The organism is Streptomyces pinistramenti (assembly GCF_020564935.1).
Classification (GTDB): domain Bacteria; phylum Actinomycetota; class Actinomycetes; order Streptomycetales; family Streptomycetaceae; genus Streptomyces; species Streptomyces pinistramenti.
The window spans coordinates 247907-272280 of sequence record NZ_JAJCXB010000001.1 but is presented as its reverse complement, the minus strand read 5'-3'; the positions used below and the strand labels follow the sequence as shown (position 1 = coordinate 272280).

The 24374-nt window shown below is 73.2% G+C and carries 13 protein-coding genes; 6 read left to right on the top strand and 7 right to left on the bottom strand.

Translation table 11 applies throughout. The features are described 5' to 3' along the window. The first annotated feature begins 511 nt into the window (after window positions 1-511). The 3 genes from LIU39_RS01290 to LIU39_RS01280 are packed head-to-tail and all read left to right on the top strand — an operon-like array spanning window position 512 to window position 14689. Window positions 512-4528, top strand: a complete 4017-nt coding sequence (locus tag LIU39_RS01290; protein ID WP_372463763.1) for a non-ribosomal peptide synthetase — start codon at window positions 512-514, stop codon at window positions 4526-4528. Beyond that, the gene (locus LIU39_RS01285) at window positions 4525-13764 is read left to right on the top strand and encodes a non-ribosomal peptide synthetase (RefSeq protein WP_227043570.1); all 9240 of its coding nucleotides are present in this window, start codon (window positions 4525-4527) and stop codon (window positions 13762-13764) included. The genes LIU39_RS01290 and LIU39_RS01285 overlap by 4 nt, the downstream gene beginning before the upstream one ends. Before the next feature lie 52 nt (window positions 13765-13816). Further along, window positions 13817-14689, top strand: coding sequence for a TauD/TfdA dioxygenase family protein (locus LIU39_RS01280; RefSeq protein ID WP_227043568.1), 873 nt, complete (start codon window positions 13817-13819; stop codon window positions 14687-14689). Window positions 14690-14705: 16 nt separating this feature from the next. Here the strand turns inward: LIU39_RS01280 and LIU39_RS01275 are convergent, their stop codons facing one another. From LIU39_RS01275 to LIU39_RS01265, 3 genes are all read right to left on the bottom strand, one after another. After that, a complete protein-coding gene (locus LIU39_RS01275; protein WP_372463762.1) occupies window positions 14706-15968 on the bottom strand; it encodes an MBL fold metallo-hydrolase in 1263 nt (420 codons plus the stop codon). A 222-nt stretch (window positions 15969-16190) separates the two neighbouring features. Next, entirely contained in the window at window positions 16191-17054 is an 864-nt protein-coding gene (locus LIU39_RS01270) for a GNAT family N-acetyltransferase (RefSeq protein ID WP_227043566.1), read from the bottom strand. 74 nt (window positions 17055-17128) lie between these two features. Next, window positions 17129-18535 (bottom strand): NAD(P)/FAD-dependent oxidoreductase, encoded by a 1407-nt coding sequence (locus LIU39_RS01265; RefSeq protein ID WP_227043564.1) that lies wholly within the window; start codon window positions 18533-18535, stop codon window positions 17129-17131. A gap of 306 nt (window positions 18536-18841) precedes the next feature. On the opposite strand from LIU39_RS01265, the gene LIU39_RS01260 reads away from it, so the two are divergent. Beyond that, window positions 18842-19816 (top strand): carbohydrate kinase family protein, encoded by a 975-nt coding sequence (locus tag LIU39_RS01260; RefSeq protein WP_227043561.1) that lies wholly within the window; start codon window positions 18842-18844, stop codon window positions 19814-19816. Here the strand turns inward: LIU39_RS01260 and LIU39_RS01255 are convergent. From LIU39_RS01255 to LIU39_RS01245, 3 genes are read right to left on the bottom strand one after another with little or no spacing between them, the layout of a single operon-like run. Further along, window positions 19789-20676 carry an SAM-dependent methyltransferase gene (locus LIU39_RS01255; protein WP_227043559.1) on the bottom strand — a complete coding sequence of 296 codons (888 nt, stop codon included), beginning with the start codon at window positions 20674-20676 and terminating at the stop codon, window positions 19789-19791. The genes LIU39_RS01260 and LIU39_RS01255 overlap by 28 nt on opposite strands. Then, the gene (locus tag LIU39_RS01250) at window positions 20673-20951 is read right to left on the bottom strand and encodes a DUF397 domain-containing protein (RefSeq protein WP_227043557.1); all 279 of its coding nucleotides are present in this window, start codon (window positions 20949-20951) and stop codon (window positions 20673-20675) included. The genes LIU39_RS01255 and LIU39_RS01250 overlap by 4 nt, the downstream gene beginning before the upstream one ends. A gap of 3 nt (window positions 20952-20954) precedes the next feature. Next, complete coding sequence (locus LIU39_RS01245) at window positions 20955-21821, bottom strand: Sco1979 family transcriptional regulator (RefSeq protein ID WP_227043554.1); 867 nt, start codon at window positions 21819-21821, stop codon at window positions 20955-20957. Between the two features lie 135 nt (window positions 21822-21956). Here LIU39_RS01245 and LIU39_RS01240 point away from each other — a divergent pair, with 135 nt between their 5' ends. Beyond that, a complete protein-coding gene (locus LIU39_RS01240; RefSeq protein ID WP_227043552.1) occupies window positions 21957-22415 on the top strand; it encodes an ATP-binding protein in 459 nt (152 codons plus the stop codon). Between the two features lie 80 nt (window positions 22416-22495). On the opposite strand, the gene LIU39_RS01235 is transcribed toward LIU39_RS01240, so the two are convergent. Continuing rightward, window positions 22496-23296 (bottom strand): SGNH/GDSL hydrolase family protein, encoded by an 801-nt coding sequence (locus LIU39_RS01235; protein ID WP_227043549.1) that lies wholly within the window; start codon window positions 23294-23296, stop codon window positions 22496-22498. 257 nt (window positions 23297-23553) lie between these two features. Here LIU39_RS01235 and LIU39_RS01230 point away from each other — a divergent pair, with 257 nt between their 5' ends. Further along, window positions 23554-24360 carry a tyrosine-protein phosphatase gene (locus LIU39_RS01230; protein ID WP_227043547.1) on the top strand — a complete coding sequence of 269 codons (807 nt, stop codon included), beginning with the start codon at window positions 23554-23556 and terminating at the stop codon, window positions 24358-24360. The last annotated feature ends 14 nt before the right edge of the window (window positions 24361-24374 follow it).

Genomic DNA, 24374 nt, shown 5'->3' with positions numbered 1-24374 from the left:
CCGCCCGGATACCGAAGCATGCCCGGCATCGGCAGGCAGGTAGTTGAAAACGGAGCGACAGCCTACCCATGCACCTGACCGTCGCGTCAAGGGCCAGAAGTATCGCCCGGAAGACCAGTTCTCCCCTCCCGGGAAGACCATTGACAGGCTATAGGAGCGTGATCAATTATCGCCGTGCGCCCGGCGTCCCCACCGTCCCGTTCCCGCAGCCAGGCACGATGTCTGCACGTCCGCCGTGCGGCTCACGAGGAAGCTGGTACCCGCTGTGCAACTCCGCCCCGGCGCCCCCGACTTGCCTTGGCAACGTTGTCGCCACCTGCCACGACTGCCATGAGCTTCCACAGATGACCGTGCGCAGGTCCCCTGTCCTCACCGGCGTCGGCGCCGGTATCAGGTGACCGAAAACGGCCTCTTGAGCATCGTGCCCGAAGACGTCCGGACCGGCGCACCCCACCCCCGCACACCGTTGGACAGCCTGCGCCCCCTTGGACATCTCCGCGCGGCTCGAAACATGCGTGAACGCACCATTCTCCGTAGAGGGGAAGTACAAGCCTTGCCTCAGCACACCTCCCACCCCGTTTCCTCCCGCTTCCCCGCCCCACCGGCCGCTGTTGCCCCCTCGTCCTTCCCGCAGCAGCGCATGTGGTTCCTGTCGCAGCTGCCCGGCGCCGGCGAGGCCTACAACGAGGCGATGGCCTTCCGGCTGCGCGGGCCGCTCGACCGGCACGTACTCGGGCGGACGCTCGACGCGCTGGTCCGCCGGCACGAGACGCTGCGGAGCCGGCTGGCCGAGGCCGGGGGCGAGGTGGTCCAGTACATCGATCCGCCCGGGACCGGCTTCGCCCTCGTCGTGGAGGACCTCACGGGCCGTGCGGATGCCGAGGAACACCTGGCCGCCCGGCAGCGCGAGGAGCTGACCACCCCCTTCGACCTGCGCCGGGGCCCGCTCGGCCGGGCCCGCCTCCTCGTCCTGGGCGAGCGGCATCACGTGTTGCTGCTGACGATGCACCACTCCGTTTTCGACGGCTGGTCGATGGAGGTGCTCTATCGCGAACTGGGGCTCCTGTACGCCGCTTCGGTGAGCGGCATCCCGGATCCGCTGCCGGAGCCGGTGCGCCAGTACGCCGATTACGCCCGCGCGCAGCGGGCGGAGGCCGCGGGCGAGGAGTTCGCCGCGCAGGCCGCGTACTGGCAGCAGCAGCTCGCCGGTGCCCCCGCTCTCCTCCCGCTGCCCGCCGACCGGCCGCGCCCGCCCGAGCAGGACCACCATGGCGGCCGCGTCAGCTTCTGTCTCGACGAGGAACTCACCGCGGCGCTCAGGTCCGTGGCGCGGAAGTCCGGCGGCACGCTGTTCGTCGCGGTGCTCACCGGCTGGTCGGTCCTGCTGGCACGGCTGACCGGGCAGAGCGACATCGTGGTGGGCACCCCGACGGCCAACCGCGGCCACGGTGACACGAAGGGCCTGATCGGCTTCTTCGTCAACTCCCTTCCGCTGCGCGTCGACCTGTCCGGTACGCCGACGGCGGCGGCCGCGCTGAAGCGGGTGCGCGGCGTCGTCCGTGGCGCGCTCGACCACCAGGACCTGCCGTTCGAGCGCATCGTGGAACTGGTCAACCCGCCGCGCAGCCCCGCGCACACCCCGCTGTTCCAGACCATGTGCGCCTGGGTTTCCGACCAGCAGGGGATGCTCACCCTGCCGGACATCGACGTGCAGCCGCTCGACATCCCCGACGCGGCCGCCAAGTTCGACCTGGCGCTGTCGGTGACGGAGACCGACGGGCGCGTCGTCGGGCATCTCGACTACGCCTGCGCCCTGTTCGACCGGGCGACGGTCGAGCGGTACGCCGGGCATCTGCGGAATCTGCTGACGGCGATGGCCGAGTGGCCCGGCACCGGCATCGCGGACCTCCCGTTGATGGACGAGGAGGAGACCCGGCGGCTGGTGGCGGACTGGGACGCCGGCCGCCCGGCCGCCGTACTGGACGCATCGGACGCACCGGACGGTCTCGTGCGGCGTTTCGACGACCAGGTACGGCTGCGGCCCGACGCACCGGCGCTCGTCTGCGGCGACGTCCGGCACAGCTACGCGGAGCTGGACCTGCGGGCCAACCGCCTCGCGCACGCGCTGGCGGCCCGCGGCGCAGGGCCCGGCCAGGTGGTCGGCGTGCACGCGGGGCGGACCGCTGAGCTGGTGGTGGGGATTCTCGGGATCCTCAAGGCGGGCGCCGCCTGGCTCCCGCTCGATCCGGGGCAGCCCGCGGCCCGGCTGGCCGCGATGGCCGAGGACGCGGCGCCGGCGCTCGTCCTCAGCGACGCGGACGACCCGCCCGGCCCGTGGCCTTCCCTGCGCGCGGTCGAGGCGGAGGCCACCCGCGAGGACGCACCCGACGTGCGGATACCGGCCTCGCAACCGGCGTACGTGATCTACACCTCGGGTTCCACCGGCCGCCCCAAGGGCGTCGCGGTGCCGCACACCGCCGTCCTGAACCTCTTCGACACCTGGCTCGCCAGGATGGGGGCAGAGCCGGGCGAGGCGTCGTCGGCGTGGTCCGGCATCGGCTTCGACGCGTCCGTGCACGAGCTGCTGCTGCCGCTCACCACGGGCGGCACCCTGCACCTGGTCCCCGACGACCTGCGGGGCGACCCCGAGGCGCTGCTGGCGTGGATGCGGGAGCACCGGATCGGGCAGGCTTTTCTGCCGCCCGCTTACGTCAAGTGGATCGACGAGGATCCCGCGCGGCGCCTGGCCGGGCTGCGTCTGCGGCGGCTCCTGACCGGCGTGGAGTCGCTGCCCGAGATGGCGCTGTACCGCCTGACGCAGCACTTGCCCGGCCTGCGCGTCTGTTACGGCTACGGCCCCACCGAGGCCACCCTCTACAGCACCGCCTACTACGACCCGCAGCCGCTGGAGCGGCAGTGCCCGATCGGCCGGCCGCTGCCCGGTACGCGGATGTATCTGCTGGACGACCGTCTCCGGCCGGTCCCTGCCGGGGTCGCGGGCGAGGTCTACCTCGGCGGCGCCGGCCTCGCCCAGGGCTATCTGCACCGGCCCGACCTGACCGAAGAACGGTTCATCGCCGACCCGTTCGTCCCCGGCGAGCGCCTGTACCGCACCGGTGACCTGGCCCGGCGCCTGCCCGACGGGAACGCCGAGTACCTGGGCCGCTCGGACGACCAGGTGAAGCTGCGCGGCTTCCGCATCGAACCGGGTGAGGTCGAGGCGGCGGTCCTGGCGCTCGACGGCGTCCGGGAGGCGGCGGTGTTCGCGGACCGGGACACGGACGGGCAACTGCGCCTGGTGGCCGGCATCGGCAGGGGCGACGCGCCTCCGCGCCTGCCGCACGAATGGCGCGCCCTGCTGGCCGCGCGGCTCCCCGACTACATGATCCCCGCCCTCTTCGTGGAGGTCCCGTCGCTGCCGCTCAACCGCAGCGGCAAGCTCGACCGGGCGGCCCTGGTCGAGCGGGCACGTGCCGCCGCGACCACCCAGGTCAACGTGGCCGGCCCGCGCGACCACATAGAGCTGAGCCTCTATCAGATGTGGCAGGAGATCCTGCTGACCGAGGACATCGGCATCAGCGACAGCTTCTTCGACCTGGGCGGCACGTCCCTGTCCGCGATCAAGATGGCGCACGGGGTGCGGGAGCGGCTGGGCGAGACGGTTGCCGTCCGCGACATCATGCTGCACCCGACCATCGAGGACCTCGGCGGGCTCATCAGGCGGGGCGCGGCCGGGCGTCCGGCGAGCAACCTCATTGCGTTCCGGGCCGGTTCGAGCGGCCGTCGCGTGGTGTGCGTGCACCCTGGCGGCGGGACCGCCTTCTGCTACCTCTCGCTGGCCAAGGTGCTGCCGGACAGCGTCGGCCTGTACGGCATACAGTCGCCGGGGGTCAATCCGGGCGAATCGTTCCTGCCCAGTGTCGAGGCCATGGCGGAGGCGTATCTGCGGCTCATCGAGCCGCTGGGGGACGGCCCGTTGGTGCTGACCGGTCTCTCCTACGGCGGTCTCGTCGCCCATGAGATGGGGCGCCGCCTGGCCGATGCGGGCAGGACCGGTGTCAGCGTGGTCCTGCTCGACACGCAGGCCACCGACGACCCCGCAGAGCGCGCCGCCGTCACACCGGTGGACATGGCCGAGTTCCGCGACAAGCTCGTCCGCTTCAACGGCATGTACCCCGGCATCGACGACGAGCAGATCGAGCAGTACTTCCGCATCTACAACCACAACCGCATGACGGCGCGCGAGCACGTCCCCGCCCGTTCCGCGGCGCGGCTGGTGCTGCTACAAGCGGCCGGCGGGGGCGCGGACGAGGCGTTCCTCGACGCCGTGCGGACGTTCTGGCACCGGCGGGCCGGCGGCGGCTACCACGTGGAGCCGGTGGACTGCGGCCACTGGGAAATGCTGGAGAACACCGAGGCGCCGCTGATCGCCGCCGTGCTCGAACGCGAACTGGAGCGGTGCGCGCCACCGCCGGTGACCCGGCCCGCACAGCCGGACGCCACCGCCCCGGTCAGGGAGGCACGATGACTGCCGACGCCCCCGGGACGCCCGCATCGCCGGCGGCAGCGGGGCTGGCGGCTGCGGTGCTGGCCGGTGTGCGGCGCGCGCCGCACGCGCCCGCGGTCGTGGACGGCGGGCCGGCGCTCGACCGGGCCGGGCTCGACAGGCTGAGCGCGGCCGTCGCCGCCGCCCTGCGCCGCCACGGGATACGCCCCGGCCAGGCCGTCGCGGTGTGCCTGCCGCGGTCCTGGCAGCTGGTCTGCGTGCTGCTCGGCGTGCTGCGGACCGGTGCCGTGGTGGTGCCTCTGGACGCCCAGAGCCCGCCCGAGCGACGCGCGCACATTCTGCGGGACGCGGGCGCCATGGTGCTGGTGCACGACGCAGCACCGGACGAGGCGCTGCCCACGGCCGTCACCCAGCTCACGTCATCGGCGCTGCTGGCAGCCGCCGACGCGCCCGGCGGCCTCCCGGACCGGCCCGCCGAAGCGCCGCCCGCCCCGTCCGACGGGCCACCGGTCGCGGTCCTCTTCTACACCTCGGGAAGTACCGGCCGGCCCAAGGGAGTTGAGGTGCGGGACGCCGGTGTGCTGCGGCTGGCCCGCGACGGCTACCTCGACCTGGTCGAAGGCGCACGCTACGCCTGTCTGTCCAACCCCGCCTTCGACGCCCTGAGTTTCGAGGTGTGGGTGCCACTGCTGACCGGCGGCTGCTGCGTGATCCTGGCCGACGAGGACGTGCAGACTCCGGACGCGCTCGCCGCGGCGCTCCGCCGAGAGGACGTCGATACCCTGTTCGTCACGACCGCGCTGTTCAACGCGGTGACCCACGAGGTGCCCGACTGCTTCTCCTCGGTGCGGCAGGTCCTGATCGGCGGCGAGCAGCTCAACGCCCGAGCGGTCAGCCGCTGGTACCGGCACAACGCGGCCACGTCCGCGACCCGGCTGTTCAACGTCTACGGGCCGACCGAGTCCACCACGTTCGCGCTGTGCCACCCCATCCCGCGCGACTTCGACGGCGATGTCGTACCCCTGGGCGAGGCGCTGCCCGGCACCGGCACGCTCCTCGTCGCGGACGGCACCCGCCCGGCCCGGCCCGGGGAAGCCGCGGAACTGTACCTGTCGGGGGACGGCCTCGCCGCCGGTTACCGCAACCTGCCCGATGAGACCGCCCGCCGGTTCGTGACGCTGCCCTGGCACGACGCGGGCCGCACCCGCTGGTACCGCACCGGCGACCTCGTACGCCGTGACGGGGCGGGCCTGCTCACGTACCTGGGCCGCGCCGACCGCCAGGTGAAGGTGCGCGGCTTCCGCATCGAGCCGGGCGAGGTCGAGCGCTGCCTGGAGTCCCACCCGAAGGTCCGGCAGGCGTACGTCTGCACCCGCCGCGACACCGCGGGCGCGGGCGAACTCCTCGCCTATCTGGTCCCGGACGGCGAGCTGTCGTTCGAGCGGTTCGAGCGTCACCTGGCCGCCGGGCTGCCCGCCTACATGCGCCCGCACCACCTGCACCTCGTGGACGCACTCCCCCGCACCGCCAACGGCAAGATCGACGAGGACGCCCTGCGCTCCCGCGGCGTCCGGCCGTGGCGGCCCGCCGGCGGCACGGACACCGGCACCACACCCTGGCAGCGCGAACTGCTCGACCTCGCCGGTGACGTGCTCGGCGCCACGGACCTGCGGCTCGACGACCGGTGGATCCCCCTGGGCGGCGACTCCCTCAAGGCGCTGCGGCTCCGCTTCGAGGTCCGCAGGCGCTACGGCTGCGATGTGCCGCAGTCGCTGGTGATCGGCTCCGATCTCGGCGCGCTGGCCGCCGCCGTCGCAGCGGGCCGCGCCGCGGGCGACCGCGTCCACCCGCCACTGCCCGCCCCTGTCGCCGGACGCGACAGCGCCCCGGCCACCTGTGAACAGCAGCGACTGTGGCTGCTCCAGCAGCGCGCCCCGCAGTCCCGCGCCTACGACGTGCCCCTCGCCTTCCGGATACGCGGCGACCTCGACGTCCCCGCGCTGCGCCGCGCCCTGCGGCGGCTGGTCGCACGCCACCCCGCCCTGCGCACCGCGTTCGAGGCCACGTCCGGCGGACTCGTGCAGCGGGTGTCCGAGCCGTACGACCCGTGGCGGCAGATCGTGACCGATGACGGGGAGGGCGAGGAGGCGGCGGCCCGCCAACTGGCACGCGACCCATTCGACTTGGCCGATCCACGGATGCTCAGGGCCGGGCTGCTGCCGCGGGACGGCGGCGGGACGCTGCTGCTGCACCTGCACCACATCGCCGTCGACGGCTGGTCACTCAACGTCCTGTTCCACGACCTGTCCACCGGCTACGCCGCCGCCCTGCGCGACGGCGAGGACCCGGCAGCCGAACGACCGCAGGACGGCACCCCCACGCCACTTGACCTGGCGCTCTGGCAGGCTGACTGGCACACCCACGACGCCTACCGCACCCAGCGCGCGGAGCTGCGGGCGTACTACGACGGCCTGGAGCCCCCCTCCCCGGCCCTGGAGCCGCTGCACACCGCGAACCGCCCCACCGCCCGCCTCGTGCGCACCTCGCTCGACCCCGTACGCCGCACGGCACTTGACCGGCTGACCGCCGAACTGGGCCTGACCCGCTTCCACGTGCTGCTCAGCGCCTACGCGTGGAGCCTGTACGGCGTCACGGGGCAGGCCCGTCCCGTCATCGCAGCGCCGGTCGCCGGACGGCCGCTGCCGGACTTCGAGTCCAGCGTCGGCATGTTCGCCAACACCGTGCTGCTGCCGGTGTCCCTGGATCCGGCGGCCGAACTGAGCGACCAGATAAGGATGTTGTCGACGGCCGTGCAGACGGTGCTCGACCGGCAGGATGTGGGGCTCGCGGACGTCCTGGACGGCCGGGGCGTCCGCACCGGCGGGACGCCCTTCGACTTCCTGTTCGTCCTGGAGAACACCGACTTCGGGGCGCTGGCGCTGCAAGACTGCGACAGCCGCCCGGAGTTCCTCCAGCCGACCGAGGCCAAGTGCCCGCTGACGCTGTCCGTGGTCGAGCACGAGAACGGCTTCGACTGCCTGTGGGAGTACGCCGACGACCACTTCGACCCCGCCGACATCGAGGCCCTCGCGGACCTGTTCGTCCAGGGACTCGACCGGCTGGCCGCAGGCGGCACCGGCACCCTCGCCGACGTCGTGGCCCCCTACCGGCGCGCACTCGCCGGCCCCGGCCTCGGCACTCCGGCCACCCCCGCCTTCGCCACCGTGGCCGACGGCTTCGCCCGCCAGGTGCGGCGCGCCCCGCACGCCCCGGCGGTGACCCACGGCGACCGCACCCTGAGCTACCGCGAACTGGACGCCCAGGCCGCGGCGTTGGCCGCAGAGTTGCGCGCACGGTACCCGCTGCCCGCCGCCGACGCACCGGCCTGCGTGGCGCTGCACCTGCCTCCGTCCGTCGAGCACGTGGTGGCGCTGCTCGCGCTGGCCCGTCTGAACGTGACCGCGGTGCCGCTCGATCCGTCGTATCCGCCCGCGCTGCTGCGGCAGGTGCTCGGCCGCATCGAGCCGCTGTGTGTGCTGCTGCCGCCGGGCGAGGAGTCCGCCATCGACGCGGTCGCCGGCCCGGACCTGCCCCGTCATCCGGTCACCCTGCCGCAGCATCCGCCCGCCCCGCAGGACCCGGAGCCCCACCAGGGCCTGCGGCCGCTGTACATCCTGTTCACCTCCGGCTCCACCGGCACCCCCAAGGGCGTCCGGGTGCCCGACCGCACCCTGTGCAACCTGCTGTCGTGGCAGGCCGAAGAGGGCGGCCTCGGCGGGCCCGCCGTCACCCAGCAGTTCTCGATGCTGTCCTTCGACGTGTCCTTCCAGGAAATCTTCACCACGCTGTGCGGCGGCGGCCTGCTGCACCTGATCCGGCCGGGCTGGCGCCAGGACGTGCCCGCCCTGCTGGAGCAGCTGGAGGCCGCCGCCGTCGAACGCGTCTTCCTGCCGTACGTGGCCCTGAACCTGCTCGCCGAGCACGGCGTCCGGCTGGGCCGCTACCCGTCACGGCTGCGTGAAGTGGTCACCGCGGGCGAGCAGTTGGTGTGCACCGACGCGATCCGCCGCTGGTTCGCCGGGCTCTCCGGCGCGCGGCTGTGCAATCACTACGGACCGACCGAGACGCACGTGGTGAGCGGACTGTGCCTGGACGGCGACCCCGCCCGCTGGCCCGACCGCCCCGCCATCGGCCGCCCGGTGGCCAACGCGCACCTGCGGGTGGCCGACGAGGACGGGCAGCCCCTGCCGCCCGGCCGCACGGGCCACCTGCTCATCGGCGGCCCGATGGCCGCGCCCTGCTACGTGGGTGACGACGCCCTGAACCGGACCCGGTTCACGGCCGACGGGGAATCGGGCACGTTCTACCGCAGCGGCGACCTCGCCCGCTTCGACCGCCAGGGCCTGCTGCACTACGCGGGGCGCGACGACGAGCAGGTCAAGGTCAGCGGCCATCGCGTCGAACTGGGCCAGATCGAGGCCGCGTTGCTGCGGCATCCGCGGATCGTCCAGGCGGTCGTCGTCCTCGACGGCGCCCAGCTGGTGGCCTGCCTCCAGTGGCGCGACGGGGCGGCCCCGCCGACCGGCCTCGACACTCATCTCGCGGCCCTGCTCCCGGCCCACCTGCGCGTCCACCGCTTCCGCCGCCTGCACACGCTGCCCCGCACCCCCAGCGGCAAGCTGGACCGCCGGGCGGCCCTGGCAGCGAGCACGGAGGAAGCCGGAGCCGCCGCCGGCACCGAGCAAGCGCCCGTCCTCCCGGCCCACGAGGCGCGCCTGTCCGAGCTGTTCGCCGAGGCCACCGGCCGGAGCGTCGCCCCGGAACAGCGCTTCTTCGACGTCGGCGCCACCAGCCTCGACCTGATGCGCTTCCACCTGCGCTGCGTGGCCGAACCCGACCTGGACTTCACCATCCCCGACCTGTTCGAGCACGTGACGATCCGGGCACTGGGCCGCTTCCTCGACGGCCGGTCCCGCGCAGCCGGCGAGGAAGCGCCCGCGGCGGCCGTCTCCGTCACGCCGTCCGCCTGGAACGAACCGATCGCCGTCATCGGCATGGCCGTCCGGCTGCCCGGCGCCCGGGACCTGGGTGCCTTCTGGGAGCTGGTCGAGTCCGGTGCCCGGGGCATCGAGCACTTCGACGCCCCGGACGGAACGGTGGGCGCCCGCAGCCAGATGGACGGCCTGCTGGACTTCGATCCCGGTCACTTCGGCATCAGCCGCCAGGAGGCCAGGCTGATGGATCCCCAGCAGCGGCACCTGCTGATGAGCTGCGTCGAGGCACTGGCGCACGCCGGTATCGCCGATCCGGCCGTGCGGCGCGTCGGACTCGTCGCCGGCTGCGGGGAGAACACGTACTTCCAGGAGATGCTGCGCGAGGGCGACCCGGCGGCGCTGCCCGACTCCTTCCAGCTGGCCCTCCACCACGACAAGGACTTCCTCGCCACCAAGGCCGCCTACCACCTGGACCTCACCGGCCCCGCGCTCACCGTGCAGGCCGCCTGCGCCAGTTCCCTGGCCGGGGTGCACGTCGCCGCCGGGCTGCTCCGTCAGGGCGACGCCGACGTCATGCTCGCGGGCGGAGTCCTGGTCGACACCCGGCTCAGCGACGGCTACACCTACCGGCCGCAGCACATCTTCTCCCCCGACGGCCACTGCCGGCCCTTCAGTGACGACGCGGGCGGCACCATCGGCGCCAGCGGCGTCGGCGTGGTCGTACTCAAACGGCTCTCGCAGGCCCGCCGCGACGGGGACACCGTCTACGCCGTCGTCACCGGCTCGGCCCTGAACAACGACGGCGCCGACAAGATGAGTTACAGCGCGCCCTCCCTCGCGGGTCAGCGCGAGGTCATCCGTACCGCGCTGGAGCGCAGCGGCCGCAGCAGCGCCGACCTCGGCTACGTGGAGGCGCACGGCACGGCCACCCGGCTGGGCGACCCAGTCGAAGTGGGCGCCCTGCGCCAGGCGTTCGGCCTGACGGAGTCCGGGCGCTGCGCGCTGTCGTCCGTCAAGAGCCAGATCGGGCACCTCGGCGCGGCCGCCGGTGTCGTCGGACTCGTACGGGCCGCCCTCGCGGTGCATCACGGCCTGATACCCCCCAACGTCGGCTTCCGGCGCCTCAATCCGCACATCGGCGACGACCCTGCGCCCTTCCACATACCGGCCGGTTCCGCTCCGTGGCCGTCCGGCCGGCCGCGGGTGGCGGCCGTCAGCAGCTTCGGCATCGGCGGCACCAACGCCCACCTGATCCTCGAACAGGGCGCGCCTGCCGGCCCGGCGGCGGGGCCCGATACGGTGCCCTGCCTCGTCCTGTCCAGCCGCAGCGCGGCGGGCCTGCGCGCCGAAGCGACCCGTATCGCGGCCTACTTGAGCGCCCGCCCGGACAGCTACGAGCAGGTGCTGCGCCACCTCCAGGCGGGCCGCCCCGCCCACCGGTGGCGCGCCGCCGCGGTGTGCCCCGACGCCGCCTCGGCCGTCGCGTGGCTGCGTACGGCCACCGGCACGCAGGTAACTCCCGGAGATCAGGCACCACTTGGGACGGACCGGCCGTTCGCGCCGGACCTCGCCCCGGAACGGCTGGCCGCCGCCTGGACGGCCGGGCACCCCGTCCGGTGGCCGGCCGGCGGCGCCCAGGCCCCCTGGGACTTCCCGCCGCCCGCCTTCGACCTGTCCGCGCACGACTTCCCCCGGCCCGCGCCCGGCACACCGGACGGGCCGAGCGACGGCGCGCACCGGCTCCCCGCCGACCGCTGGCTGCACCAGCCCGCCTGGACGCGGCTGAAGCGGGCCCACACCCGTACGGATCAGGCAAGTTCACGGACGCTGGTCATCATGACCGCCACGCCCGCCGAGGCCGCCGACTGGCACGGCCTGGCACCGGCGTACGGGCGAGTGGTCCGGGTCCTTGCGGGTGACTCCTTCGCCCGGTGCGCCGACGACGTCTACACCGTCGATCCCGCCGACGCCGCCTCGCTCGGCCTGCTGCTGCGCGCCCTGCGGGAGGCGGCGCCTGCCGGTCTCGACTGGCTGCACGCGCTGCCGCTGTCGGTGCGGGGCGAGGTCGGCGACACTGCCCTCGCGCGGGCCCGCTGGGCCTGCCTGGACACACCGGCCGCACTGGTGCGGGCACTCGCCGAGCACGCGGAGCACGCCGAAGCCGCAGGTCCGGCGCGCGTCTGGTGGCTGTCGCACCGCGCCCAGCCGGTCGAGGGGGCGGTCGAGCGTCCCGAACTGGGGCTCCTCGCGGGGGCCGTGGACGTGCCGCGTCAGGAGACCGGCCTGGCCACGTGCTGGCTCGACCTGCCGACGCCCCGGCCCGCGCACTGGGCCGCGGCGCTGGTGTCCGTGCTGGCGGACGAGCACGGCGAGGACGCGGATCCGCCGCCCCGGCGGCTGGCGCTGCGCTCGGGGTACTGGTGGCACGCGACGCCGCAGCCCGTCGCGGCTCCCGCGCCGCAGTCCTGCCGGCCCGTCGGCGCAGGAGCCCGGTGGCTCGTCCTGGGCGGCACCGGCGGCATCGGCAGCAGCATCGCCGCACACCTGCTGGAGACCACGGACTGCCACGTCGTCCTGGTGTCCCGGCGCGCGAACCTGCCCACGGCGCTGGTGCGTTGGGCGGACCGCGTCGAGCTGCTCGCGGCCGACCTGGCCGAAGAACCGCCCGAGCGGGTACGGGCCCGCATCGAGCAGGACGGCCTGCGCATCGACGGCATCGTCCACGCGGCCGGCGTCGCGTCCGGCGCCCTGCTGGTGCGGCGCGACGCCGACGCGATGCGGCACGGGACAGCGGCCAAGCTGCACGGGGCCCTGCTGATGGAAGGTCTCATCGCGACGCACCGCCCCGCCTACGCCGTCTACTGCTCGTCGATGTCGGCCTGGTACGGCGGCACAGGACAGTTCGACTACGCCGCCGCCAATGGACTCCTGGACGCCTTCGCCCAGTACCGTCCCGGCCCGTCCGACGACACCGTCCGCATCGCCGTCGACTGGGACATCTGGAGCGACGTCGGCATGGCCGGGGACGCCCTGCCGCACGACACCAGGCACCGCGCCCACCTGACGGTCGGTCTCACCGCCGACGAGGGCCGGCGGGTGTTCGCGGACGCGCTGCGGCGGCAACTGCCGCACCTGCTGGTCTCCACGACCGACCTCGACCACGCACGCTCCTTCTACGAGCCCGCCGGGCCCGCCCCGGCTCCGGCAACGGCAACGGCAACGGCGGAGACCACCAACCCCGGCCCGGCCCCCGGCGCCCTCCCGACCGCCGCCGAACTGACCGGCCTGCTCTGCCGGTTGCTGGGCGCGGACTCCCTGGACCCGTCGTCCTCGCTCTACGACCTGGGCGCCGATTCCCTGACGTTCCTCGAACTGATCACGGATCTCCACGACCGGTACGGGATCGAGCTGGAACTGTCCCGGTTCAGCCACCGCGTCAGCCTCGACGAGATACGCGCACACCTCCATGCCGCGGCCCGCACCGAGGCCCCAGGCGACGATCCGGTACGGCTGGAGATCTGGCAGGCGGGCACCGGCCGCGACGTGCTGTGCCTGGTGCACCCCGTGGGCGGCGACATCCAGGCGTACCGGCCGCTGGTCACGGCCCTCGATCCCCGGCTGACCGTGTGCCTGATCGCGGACCCGGCGCTGCACGACCCCGGACTGCCGCCCTGGCCCCTCACCGAACGCGCCGCGCGCTACCACGCGGCCCTGGAGGCCCGCTTCCCGCACGGCACCTGGCGCCGTCGGCTGGCCGGCTGGTCGTTCGGCGCCTGGGTGGCACTGTCCATGGCGGCCGCGGCGGAGGCGGAGACGGCGCCCGTGGACCACGTCTATCTGCTCGACCCGCCGCCGCCCGGCGCAGGTCCCGTACTCGGCGGCTACGACGAGCAGCAGATCCGGACGGTCTTCGCCCACGAGCTGGCCCGGCAGGACACCGGCCGCCCCCTGGGCGACGAGGCGCAGCAGTACGCGGACCGGCTCACCCGGTGCTGCCGCGCGAACCTGCACAGCATGGCGGATCACCGGCTGCCGCGGCTGGCCCGCACGGCGAGCACCCTGTGGCTGGCCGGGCTGCCCACGCCGGGGCTGCCGGTTCCGGGATCGCCGGACGTGCAGGCCGCGGCCTGGGAGGCGCTGCTGCCCCGGCCGTCGAGCCTGCACCACCTGGAGACCAGCCACTACGACCTCGTGCGGCCGCCCCAGGTGAAGCACGTGAGCGAGGCCGTCAACGCGGACACGCCCCGCACGGACGGACGTTGACCGCCTCCGCCCACCCCGCCCCACGCTTCCCCACACAGAGAAGAGAACGACCGTGGAACAGTTCGCACTCGACGCCATCGAGCGCCTCACCACCAGGACGAGGGAGTACGGCACGTCCTTCACCGTCGACCCGCTGACCCCGCTCCTGGGCGCGGAGGTGTCAGGTCTGGACCTCACGAAGGAACTGACCGCGGAACAGACCGACGACGTCAAGCGGGCGTTCCTGGCACATCACGTGCTGGTGTTCCGCGACCAGAATCTGACGGACGAGGACCACAAGCGCTTCGCCGGTCTCTTCGGCCCGCTGCACCCCGTCGCAGCCCCCGTCGAGGGCTCCGACCCGTACATCCTGGAGATCAGCGCCGACAAGGACTCGCGGGCCGTCGCCGGCAACGGCTGGCACGCCGACGGCACGGCGGACACCGAGCCCTCGCTCGGCTCGATGCTCCACATCACCCGCATCCCCGAGGCGGGCAGCGGCGGCGACACCCTGTTCGCCAACATGCACCTCGCCTACGACATGCTCTCCCCGGCGATGAAGACGTTCCTGGAGGGCCTGACCGCCGTCCACGACGGTGCGCTGCCCTGGAGGGGACAGACCCCGCCGGCCGGCTACGACATCCCGCTGAACGAGCACCCGGTCGTGGTCCGCCACCCCGAGACCGGCCGCAAACTCCTCTTCGTCAACGGCCCGTACACGTCGCACATCGTGCAGCTGTCACGCGGCGAGAGCGACGCGGTGCTCCAGATGCTGTACACGCACATCGCGCGCACGCATCTGCTGCACTGCCGGGTCCGCTGGCAGCCGGGCACCCTGGTGTTCTGGGACAACCGGTGCGTCCAGCACCATGCGGTCTGGGACTACTACCCGCACGCGCGCTACGGCCGGCGCATCGCCATCAACGGCACCCGCCCGACGGCCTGAACCGCCCGGGGCGGCCTCACGCCTCGGCCACGAGGTCGTCATCGGCGCGTGCGGGACGCTCCTCGACGGCCGGTGTCGGGTATCCGTGCCGGGTCGTCGCCACGGGCGGCCAGCTCGGCCACCCGTGGACGGGCGGCACCGCCACCGCTCGCCACCAGGGGTCCACGACATGCCCGTCGGCGGCTTCGAACGGCTCGCCCGGCCGCGGCGCCACGGTCGCCACTCCCACCGCGTGGGCGGCGTACATGGTCCACTCGGCGGGCTCCGCCCAGGGGTGCGGGGCGAGTTGGAAGGTGCCCCAATGGATCGGCAGCATCAGGCCGCCGGGCGCTGTGCCCTGGAGGTCCAGGTGCGCCTGCACGCCTTGGTCGGGCGGCATGTGGATGTCCGGCCAGAGGCCCGGAAGCGGTGCGCCCGTAGGGCGGTTCCTGGGCCAGAACTCGCTGTAGGCACCGATCTGGATCATGGTCACGTCGAAGGGTCCGTGCCGCTCGCCGATCTCCGCGAACCCGGGGAAGTAGCCGGTGTCCCCGCTGTGGAAGATCCGGTGGTCGGGGCCGCTGACGACCCAGGAGGCCCAGAGGGTGTGCTGCGGGCCGCGCAGTCCCCGGCCGCAGAAGTGCTGGGCGGGGGTGGCGGTGAGGGTCAGGCCGCCGACGCGGGTGGCCTCGTGCCAGTCCAGTTCGGTGATGCGCTCGGCGGGCACGCCCCAGAACTCCAGGTCGGCGCCGATGCCGAGCGGTACGACGAAGAGCGCACCGGTGGCGGCCAGGGCCCGGACCGTCGGCATGTCGAGGTGGTCGTAATGATCGTGCGAGATCACCACGACGTCGACCGGGTCCAGCTCGGACAGCCCGATCGGCACGGGGTGCATCCGCTTGGGCCCCACCCAGCCGAACGGCGAGCACCGCTCGCCCCAGACCGGGTCGAAGAGCACCCGCGCACCGTCGATCTCGGCGAGCACGCTGGAGTGGCCCATCCAAGTGATCCGCAGACCGGATTCCGGCGGTCCGCCCCGGCCGTCGGCGGCCGGGCGATGCACCGGAATCCGGCCGACCGGGGCCCGGCGCAGCCGGCCCTCGCGGCTGAACTGCGTACGGGCCATCGGCAGCGCCGAGCCGGACGGATTCCGGCGGGTCGGCGTCGGATTGCGGAACTGCCCGTCCACGAACTGCGGTGACCTGCGCATCCTGGCCAGCCGCTCGCCGGTGGGGTCGGCGCCGAAGCTCGCGGGGCGCAGCGCAGCCCGTGCTGTGCGGCGGGGTCGGAAAGCGGTCACGGCACCTCCAGTGTCAGAGCGGTCGCGAAGTGAACGGACCGCGTGGGCGGCAGGTTCCGGTACACCGGACTCCGTGGCCCCGTTCTCCGGTGACGAGGCGCCCGGACGTCCCCACCCTCTCCCTCCGCCCTCAACGGCGCGACCGGCGCGGGCATTCCGGAACGGCCGGGATCCGCCGTACGGTCCCGGTCGCAGGCCCCGCCGTACGACGGACCCCGGAGGTCACTCCGTCCCCGTCGTCCCGTGGAACTCCAGCACCAGATGGTCCTCGACCGGCCGGTAGCCGAGCCGCTGGTACAGGGAGTTACTGGTGGGATTGGCGAGGTCGGTGAAGAGCACCAGGGTGTCCGTCCCGGCGTCCCGAGCGCGCTGCGACAGGGCCGCGGTCACCGCCCCGGCGTATCCGCGTCCCCGCAGGCCGGGCGGGGTGTGGACGGGCGCGATGCGGGCCGCTCCCGACACCGTGCCGGTGCGGCTCGCCATCGCGACGGGCCGGCCGCCGTCCTCCCACAGGAGGCAGCGGCCGGCCGCGATCCGGTCGTCCACCGGCGCGGCGCTCCGGGGCGGCGGGCTGCCGATCGCGGCGGCGAAGTCCGCGAACCAGGAGACCAGCAGCTCGCGGTCGGCCGGCCCCGCCCACCGGGCCGCACCGGGCGGGGCGGGGTCCGGCGGGCGCAGTGCGCCGAGCCGGTACAGCCGGTGGCGCCCGGCGGGGCGTGCGGTGCCGCCGTGGTGGCGCTGCCAGGCGGCGGCGAACGACGCGGCGGCGGCCGGGCCCGCGTTCACCCCCGGTACGCGGCACCGCTCCCGGGCCAGCGCATCCGCGAGGGCCGCCGCGGCGCCGTCCGGCATCGGGGAGAGCAGCACCGGCCGTGGCGGCGTCCACAGGAAAGCGCCGCCCACCCGTCCGTCGGGCTGCCGCCACCAGCCGTACCGGGGCGGCTCGTCCCCGTAGGTGTCGGCACCGCCCGTCCGCAGTGCGGCGGCGACCGAGAGCAGCACGGTGTGTTCGACGGGCCGCGTGTGCAGGAAACCGCCCGCCGCCGCCTCGAACGCCTCGGGATTGCGCGTCGTGGTCCATGTCATGCCTCAGCCTGACGCGGGGCCCGCCGCCGGGGCACCCGGTTTTCCGCCGGGCCGTGCGGAAGCCGCAGGTCCGTTCACACCGGTTCGGTGGTCCTGGGCGGCGCGGGCAGGGCGGGACGGCGTGGCAGCAGGACCGTGCGGGCCACGACGGCGGGCGCGACGAGCCGGGACATCGGCGCGGTGAGGCACAGGACGTCCCGGAAGGCGGCGCCGACGACCGGGTCGATCGCCGCACGGGCGCCGAGCCGGTCCACGTACCAGCCGGTGAGCCGCTCGCCGAGCCCCGGCTTCCGGTCGTCGTCGCGGGCGAAGGGCCGGTCGGCGCCGACCGCGACGAGCCAGGCGGGCTCCGTCACCACTGCCACCGCCCGCTGCGCGCTGGCCGCGGTGCCGGGCCGCGGTCCGCCCTCCTTGTCGAGGGTCTCGCGCAGCGCCAGCGCGCCGAGCGCGGCCACCGACATGCCCTGCCCGTACACGGGGTTGAAGGTGCAGTGGGCGTCGCCCAGGACGACGAACCCGTCCGGGGACGCCCCGGGGCGCGCGAAGTTCCTGCGGCGGTTGTACGTGTCGCGGAAGCCGTGGACCGGCGAGAGCGGTTCGGCGTCGGCGACCAGGTCGCGGATGTCCGGGTCGCCGATCGTGGCACTGAAGGCGACGAACTCGGCGGCGTCCGTGGGCGGATGGTCGCCGCGCACCCCGGAGACCGTCAGCAGCCAGGCACCGTTCTCGACCGGGAGGTACGCGGCGCCGCGCGGGCTGTCCGGCCGACCGGGGATGTTGACGCCGGTCTCCGGGGAGCCGTCCGTGGTGCGCGGGCGGTACATCCGGGTGGCGTAGGAGAGACCGACGTCCACGGTCTCCTCGTGCGGGGCGGCCCGGCCGAGTTCGGCGTACCACCGGGGCGCCCGCGAGCTGCGTCCGGAGGCGTCCACGACGAGCGCGGCGGGCAGCGTCCGCTCCGCGCGGCCGTCAGGGCCGCCGTTGCGGGACCGCACCCGGACGCCCGTCACCTGCCGGGCGTCCCCGGTCAGGCCGGTCGCTTCGGTGGCCTCCAGCACCTCGACGCGGGTGGGCGACGCGGCGGCGGCACGCAGCGCGCGTTCCCTGACCACGCCGTCGAGCACCGGCCGGGTGAGGCTGAGCGAGCGGTGCCTGCCCTCGTCGAAGCGGCGCTGCCAGCCGGTGGGGGTACGGACGAGGATGTCGCGGGGCAGGTCGAGGCTGCGGGCGCCGGCCGCGATGAGCGCTGCGCAGCTGCCGGGAAGCAGCGCGTCCAGGGCGCGTTGGCCGCCGGTGAGGAAGAGGTGCAGGTGGCGGGCTTGTGGGACGCCCTTCCTGAAGGTGTGTCCTTCCGGGTAGCGGTCGCGTTCGACCACAGTGACCGATTCGACGTGTCCCAACAGGGCGACGACCGCCAGCATTCCGGTCAGTCCGCCGCCGATCACGATCGCGTCGCGCGCTCCGCCGGCCTGCTCGGCCATCCGTATCTCCCCTCCACCAACGGCTGTTCAGCCGCGGTGCCGCGGTGATCACCGACGGCTTCGGCTGACAGGCTTCGGCGCGGCGCGCGGCCGTGTCAACGAGGGTTTCCGCCAACTCCGTTCCTGTGGCACGCACCGGGATCGTCCGGCGGCCCGTTGAAACATGTCTTCTCGGACATCTGCCGCTCCCCTGACGTCACGCGCGCCCCTGACGTCCCTTTCCGGGGACGCCCTGCGTCTAGACTCCGGCCTGCGGACGCCTGCCGTCCGCCCATCGCCTCACCAGCAAGGGATGCAAGGACGCCTGTGACACATCAGACGGGAACCGAGCCCTACGACGTCCTGGTCATCGGCGGATCGGGGGTGGACACCCTCGTGCAGGTCGGCGCGCTGCCGGTGCCATCCGCCGACTCCTACGCGGTGCCACCGGTCCGGGAATGGGCGGGGCACACCGGCACCGGCGTGGCCCTGGGCTGCGCCGCGCTCGGACTGCGCACCGGATTCGTGGACTTCATCGGCGACGACGCTCCGGGCGCGCTGGTCCGCGAACGACTGACCGGCACCGGCGTCGATTTCCGGCCACTGATCTCGCCGCACGGCACCCGTCGCGCGGTCAACCTGGTGGCACCCGACGGACGCCGCACCTCCTTCTACGACGGCCGCGACCCGGCCGATCTCCGGATGCCGCCCGAGCACTACCTGCCCGCCCTGCGGCGCGCCCGGCACGTCCACCTGTCGATCACCCACTTCGCCCGATTCCTCTACGACGACATCGCCGCACTGGGCCTGCCCGTCTCCACCGATCTGCACGACTGGGACGGACTGACCACCCACCACCGGGAGTTCGCGCTCCGCTCCGACCTGGTGTTCCTCAGTACGGCGGGGGCGGGCGAGCGGATCAGCCACGTGATGCGGGAGATCCTGCACGACGGGCGCGCCGAGGCGGTGATCGCCACGGCCGGCGCCGGCGGCGCGTACCTCCTGGCCCGCGACGACCGCTCGCCCCGGCACATCCCTGCCGCCGTGCCGCCCGGCCCCGTGGTCGACAGCAACGGCGCGGGCGACGCCTTCGCCAGCGGGTTCCTCTACGGCCGGCTGGCCGGGCTGAGCCTGGACGAGTGCGCGCGCCGGGGCGCCGCGGCGGGCGCGTACGCCTGTACCGCGCACGGCACCCACACGGCGCTCGCCGACCCCGGCACCCTGCAGGCGACGCTCGACGGCGATGAGCCGCCCGCGGACGCCGCCCCGGACGGTCAGTCCTTCCGGCCCACCGCCCCGTAGAAGATGGTGTTGTTCAGCTCCCCGGCGCCGGGAAGGGGACCGTCCGGGCGCCACAGCGGCACCCGCACCACCCCCGGCTCCAGGAGGGTGAAAGGACCGAAGAGCGGCTCGACTTCGGCCTTGGTGCGGAGGTTGAGGGGAGCGGTGGCGTTCTTGTAGACGTTGACGACGCCGTCGCGCGCCCGGACGTCCGTGCGTCCGCCGGGGAACGCCTCGTAGGGCTCGCCGGTGGCGTGCGACAGGACGAGATGGCTGCCGGCGGGGAGCGCTTCGGCGAGGGTGGCGATGATGCCGGCCGGGTCCTCGTCGTCCCGGACGAAGTGCAGCACGGCGAGCAGCAGCAGCGCGACGGGCCGGTCGAAGTCGATCAGTTCGCGGACGGCCGGGTGGTCCAGGATCGCCCGGGGGTCGCGGACGTCGCCCAGGACGAAGCCGGTCTGCGGGGTGTTGGTCAGCCGGGCGCCGGCGTGGGTGGCGACGATCGGGTCGTTGTCGACGTAGACGACCCGGGTGTCGGGGGCGGTCTCGCGGGCCAGTTCGTGGGTGCTGGGCGAGGTGGGAATGCCGGTGCCGATGTCGATGATCTGGCGGATGCCGTCGGCGACCAGGCCGCGCACCGCGCGCCGCAGGAAGTCGCGGTTGGCGCGGGCACTGAGCCGGACCTGCGGGTGGACCTCGATAACGCGGTCCGCGGCGACCCGGTCGACCTCGTAGTTGTCCCGGCCACCGAGGTAGTAGTCGTACATCCGGGCCGGGTGGGGCCTGCTGGTGTCGATTTCCTCGGCCGTGAAGCCTTCCTGGTCCGTGCCCTCGGGCAGCGGCGGACTCAACGGCCCTCCGGCGATGTCCTGTTCGCTCATGCCGTCCTCTGCTCGGTGTGCCGGCCCGGCGCCGCGGAGAGCAGGAAGTCGGCGTCTCCGGCCTTCGCACCCTCGATGAAGCTGACGATCTCCCGGTGGGTATAGATCAGCGCGGGGCCGTCCGGATCGGTCGACTGGCGCAGCGCGACCCGTCCGTCCCCCAATCGCATGGCCTCGACGCACTCGCCGCCGTTGCCGCCGCTCCACGGCTTGTGCCAGCCGTCGCTGCCGAGTTCCTTGGCGGGCATGCCGTTGTAGATGCGTATGCGATCCATGGTTCAGATCTCCTTGCGAAAGCCACCCAGAATGGCCTCGGTGGTGTGTGCCGGCGCGGCCTGCGCACACATCCGGTCCAGGGCCTCCAGGAACTGCGAGACGTCGTTGCGCTGGTCGAAATACCCGGCCCCGACGAGGCTCTCCGTGTACGCGATGTCCGGGAGTTCCGGAATCGGGAACCGGAAGATGTGGAACGGTCCGTACATCGCGGGGTGCGGCCCCGCGGCGAACGGGATGATCTGGAGCCGGACGTTGGGCAGCGCGGTGGCCTCCATCAGCCGGCCGATCTGGCCGCGCATCACCTTCGGGCCGCCGATCGGGCGGCGCAGAACGGTTTCGTCCATGACCACCCACAGCATCGGCGCGTTCTCGCGGGTGAGCAGCGACTGCCGCTCCCTGCGCAGCGCCACCGCCCGGTCGATGTCCGCGCCGGATGCGTGCGGCATACCGGCCCTGAGCACCGCCCGCGCGTAGTCCTCGGTCTGCAACAGGCCGGGTACGTAGGCGGGCTGGTAGGCGCGGATGAGATTCGCCTCGCTTTCGAGGCTGACGTACGCGCTGAACCAGTCGGGCAGCACGTCGCGGAAGTTGTGCCACCAGCCGGGGCGGTTGGCCTCCCGCGCCAGGGAGAGGAATCCGGCGATCTCGTCGTCGTCGCGGACGCCGTAGGTCGCCAGCAGCTTCTCGACGTACGGGATCTTGAGGCCGACCTCGGCCTTCTCCATGCGTCGTATCGTCGCGTGGGTGACATCGAGGGCCTTGGCGGCCTGTTCGTAGGACAGTCCGGCCTTCTCGCGCAGGTCCTGCAGTCGCTTTCCGAGCACCACCCGCAGAACGGTCGGCGCCCCGGCCGACCGGGCTTCCGCCACGTCTGATCCCTCCAACCAGCTTCAGTGGTCAGCAGTGTGTCATGCCGTCAGCAGGGCGAACAGACTGCACTTCTGATTCTGTAATTTGCAGAGTGATCCTTGCCATCGGTCACCTACATCGCACATAGTTGCGACGTGGCTTCCTCCAACAACGCTCCTTCGTTAGGGCGCTGTGGCGGCTTCGTCGCCGAGCTCCCACAGGACGCGTTCCATCTGCCGGCACGACGCACGTCCGTGCCCGAGGCGCGCAGACGCGCCAGCGCGCTGCTGCACGAATGGGGCGCGGATCAACCCGTGTGTGACGACGTGGAGTTGGTGGTGTCCGAACTGTTCACCAACGCACTGCGGCACACCGCCAGCGAGAAGGTCGGCTGCGAGCTGACACTCTTCGGCGCGCACGTCCGGATAGCCGTCACCGACGAGGGCGGCGGGGGCGCATCGGCCCCACAGGTACAGCCGGGCAGCGTGGACAAAGAGTGCGGCCGCGGACTGTTCCTCGTCGGCGCACTGTCCCAGAACTGGGGCACCCGATCCGACCCCGGCGGCGGCTGCGTGGTGTGGGCGGACCTGCCCTACACGGCCGGCACGCACTGAGGTCCCGGCCCCCGGCGCGGGGAACGGGACCTCGGACGGCTCGGCAGGGGCGGGCGGTTACCGCGCACGGCCCCCGCCGGTCACAGCGGCAGCAGGTCGGGCCGCTTCGGCTCGACGTGATCGCCGGAGGATTCGCCGCGCAGCCGGCGGCCGATCCACGGCACGAGGTGTTCGCGCGCCCAGTGGATGTTGTCCCGCCGCGCCTTCGCGGGAGAGCGCTCCGCCTCCGGGGGCCACGGCTGGTCCGGCTCGGCCGGCACCTGGAGCCCGAGCACCTGCCCTGCGCGCAGCGCGACCCGGGTGTGCCCGTCGGCGGACAGGTGCAGCCGGTCGTCGCTCCAGGCCCGTCGGTCCTGCACCGACTTCAGCGACCACAGGTCGAGAACCGGGCAGTCGTGCCGGTCGGCGATGGCGCGGACGTGCGCGGTGTAGGTCGCGATCCTGCCGCGCAGGTGCTTGAGGACGGGGATGCCGCGGGTGTCGAAGCCGGTGCACAGCAGCACCGTTCCGACCGACTCGCGCAGATCCGCGACGGCCGCCTCGTACCGCTCGGCCACCGCGTCCGGGTCCGAGCCCGGCCGCAGAATGTCGTTCCCGCCGGCACAGAACGTCACCAGCTCGGGGGCCAACTCCTTGGCCCGGGGCACCTGCTCCTCGATGATCTGGTCCAGGAGCCGGCCGCGGACGGCGAGATTCGCATAGCGAAAGTCGCCCTCGGCACGCTGGTCCGAGAGAAGAACCGCGAGCCGGTCCGCCCAACCGATGTACGCCCCGTCACGGCCGGGATCCCCGACCCCCTCGGTGAAGCTGTCCCCGACGGCTGCGTACGACCCGATGGCGCCCAAGGCGCCGCTGCTGATGTTTTCCGAATCGTCTGCCACGTCAGGACATACTTCACCTTGAGAAGTGACTTACGCCACCGTAACCAGGGGTTGACTGGTGGTGATTAATGCCACCTGGTCAAATTCTCTTCAAGTCGGAATACCGATCGATCACCGAATGTCGCCAACCGGCTCCGTTTCCTGCGACAGATACCGCGCACCGACGTCTTGATTGCCCAGGACACCGATGTCGTAGGGTCAAAGGTGGCCCCGCATCGCCGACGAGCAGCGTCGGCGGCCGATCCCGAGGAGCGCCCGTGACGCAGACGCCGCAGGTCCCACCGGCCGAATTCCCGCTCACGGAGGTGCGCAACTTCCGCGACGTGGGCGGACTGCCGACCGTGGACGGGCGTCGGGTACGGCACGGGCGCCTGTTCCGCAGCGGCCATCTCGCGCACGCGACCGAGGCCGATACCGCATTCCTCGCCGGCCTCGGGCTGCACACCGTCTTCGACTTCCGCAATTCCTCGGACATCAAGCTGGAAGGCCCCGATGTCACGCTCCCCGGCGTACGGAACGTGAACATCCCGCTCACCGATCCGGCCGACGGCGCGGAATTCTGGACCATGGTGCGCGACGGCGAACTGGACGAGCTGCGGACGGTGCTGGGCGACGGCAAGGCCGCGTCCCGCATGGCCACGTCCTACCGCCACATCATCACCACCCGCACCGAGGACCACAGCCGCCTGCTGCGCGCGCTCGCCGACGACAGCGTCCCCGCCCTGATGCACTGCGCGGCCGGCAAGGACCGCGCGGGCCTGTCCATCGCCGTGACACTGCTGGCCATCGGCGTGGAACGGGACGCGATCGAGCAGGACTACCTCAAGTCCAACGACCCCAGCAGGCGCTACAAGATCCGCCGCTCGGACAACTCCGCCGTCGGCATGTCCCCCGAGGTCCTGGAGCTGCTGTCGCCGCTCTTCGGCGCGCACACCGACTACCTCACGGCCGCCTTCGACGCCATCGCCCAGACCTGGGGCTCCACGGAGACGTACCTCACCGAGGGCCTCCGGCTCACGCCCGAGGTCCGCGAGAGGCTGCGCGCCCAGCTGCTGGACGACTGACGCCGGTCCTGCCG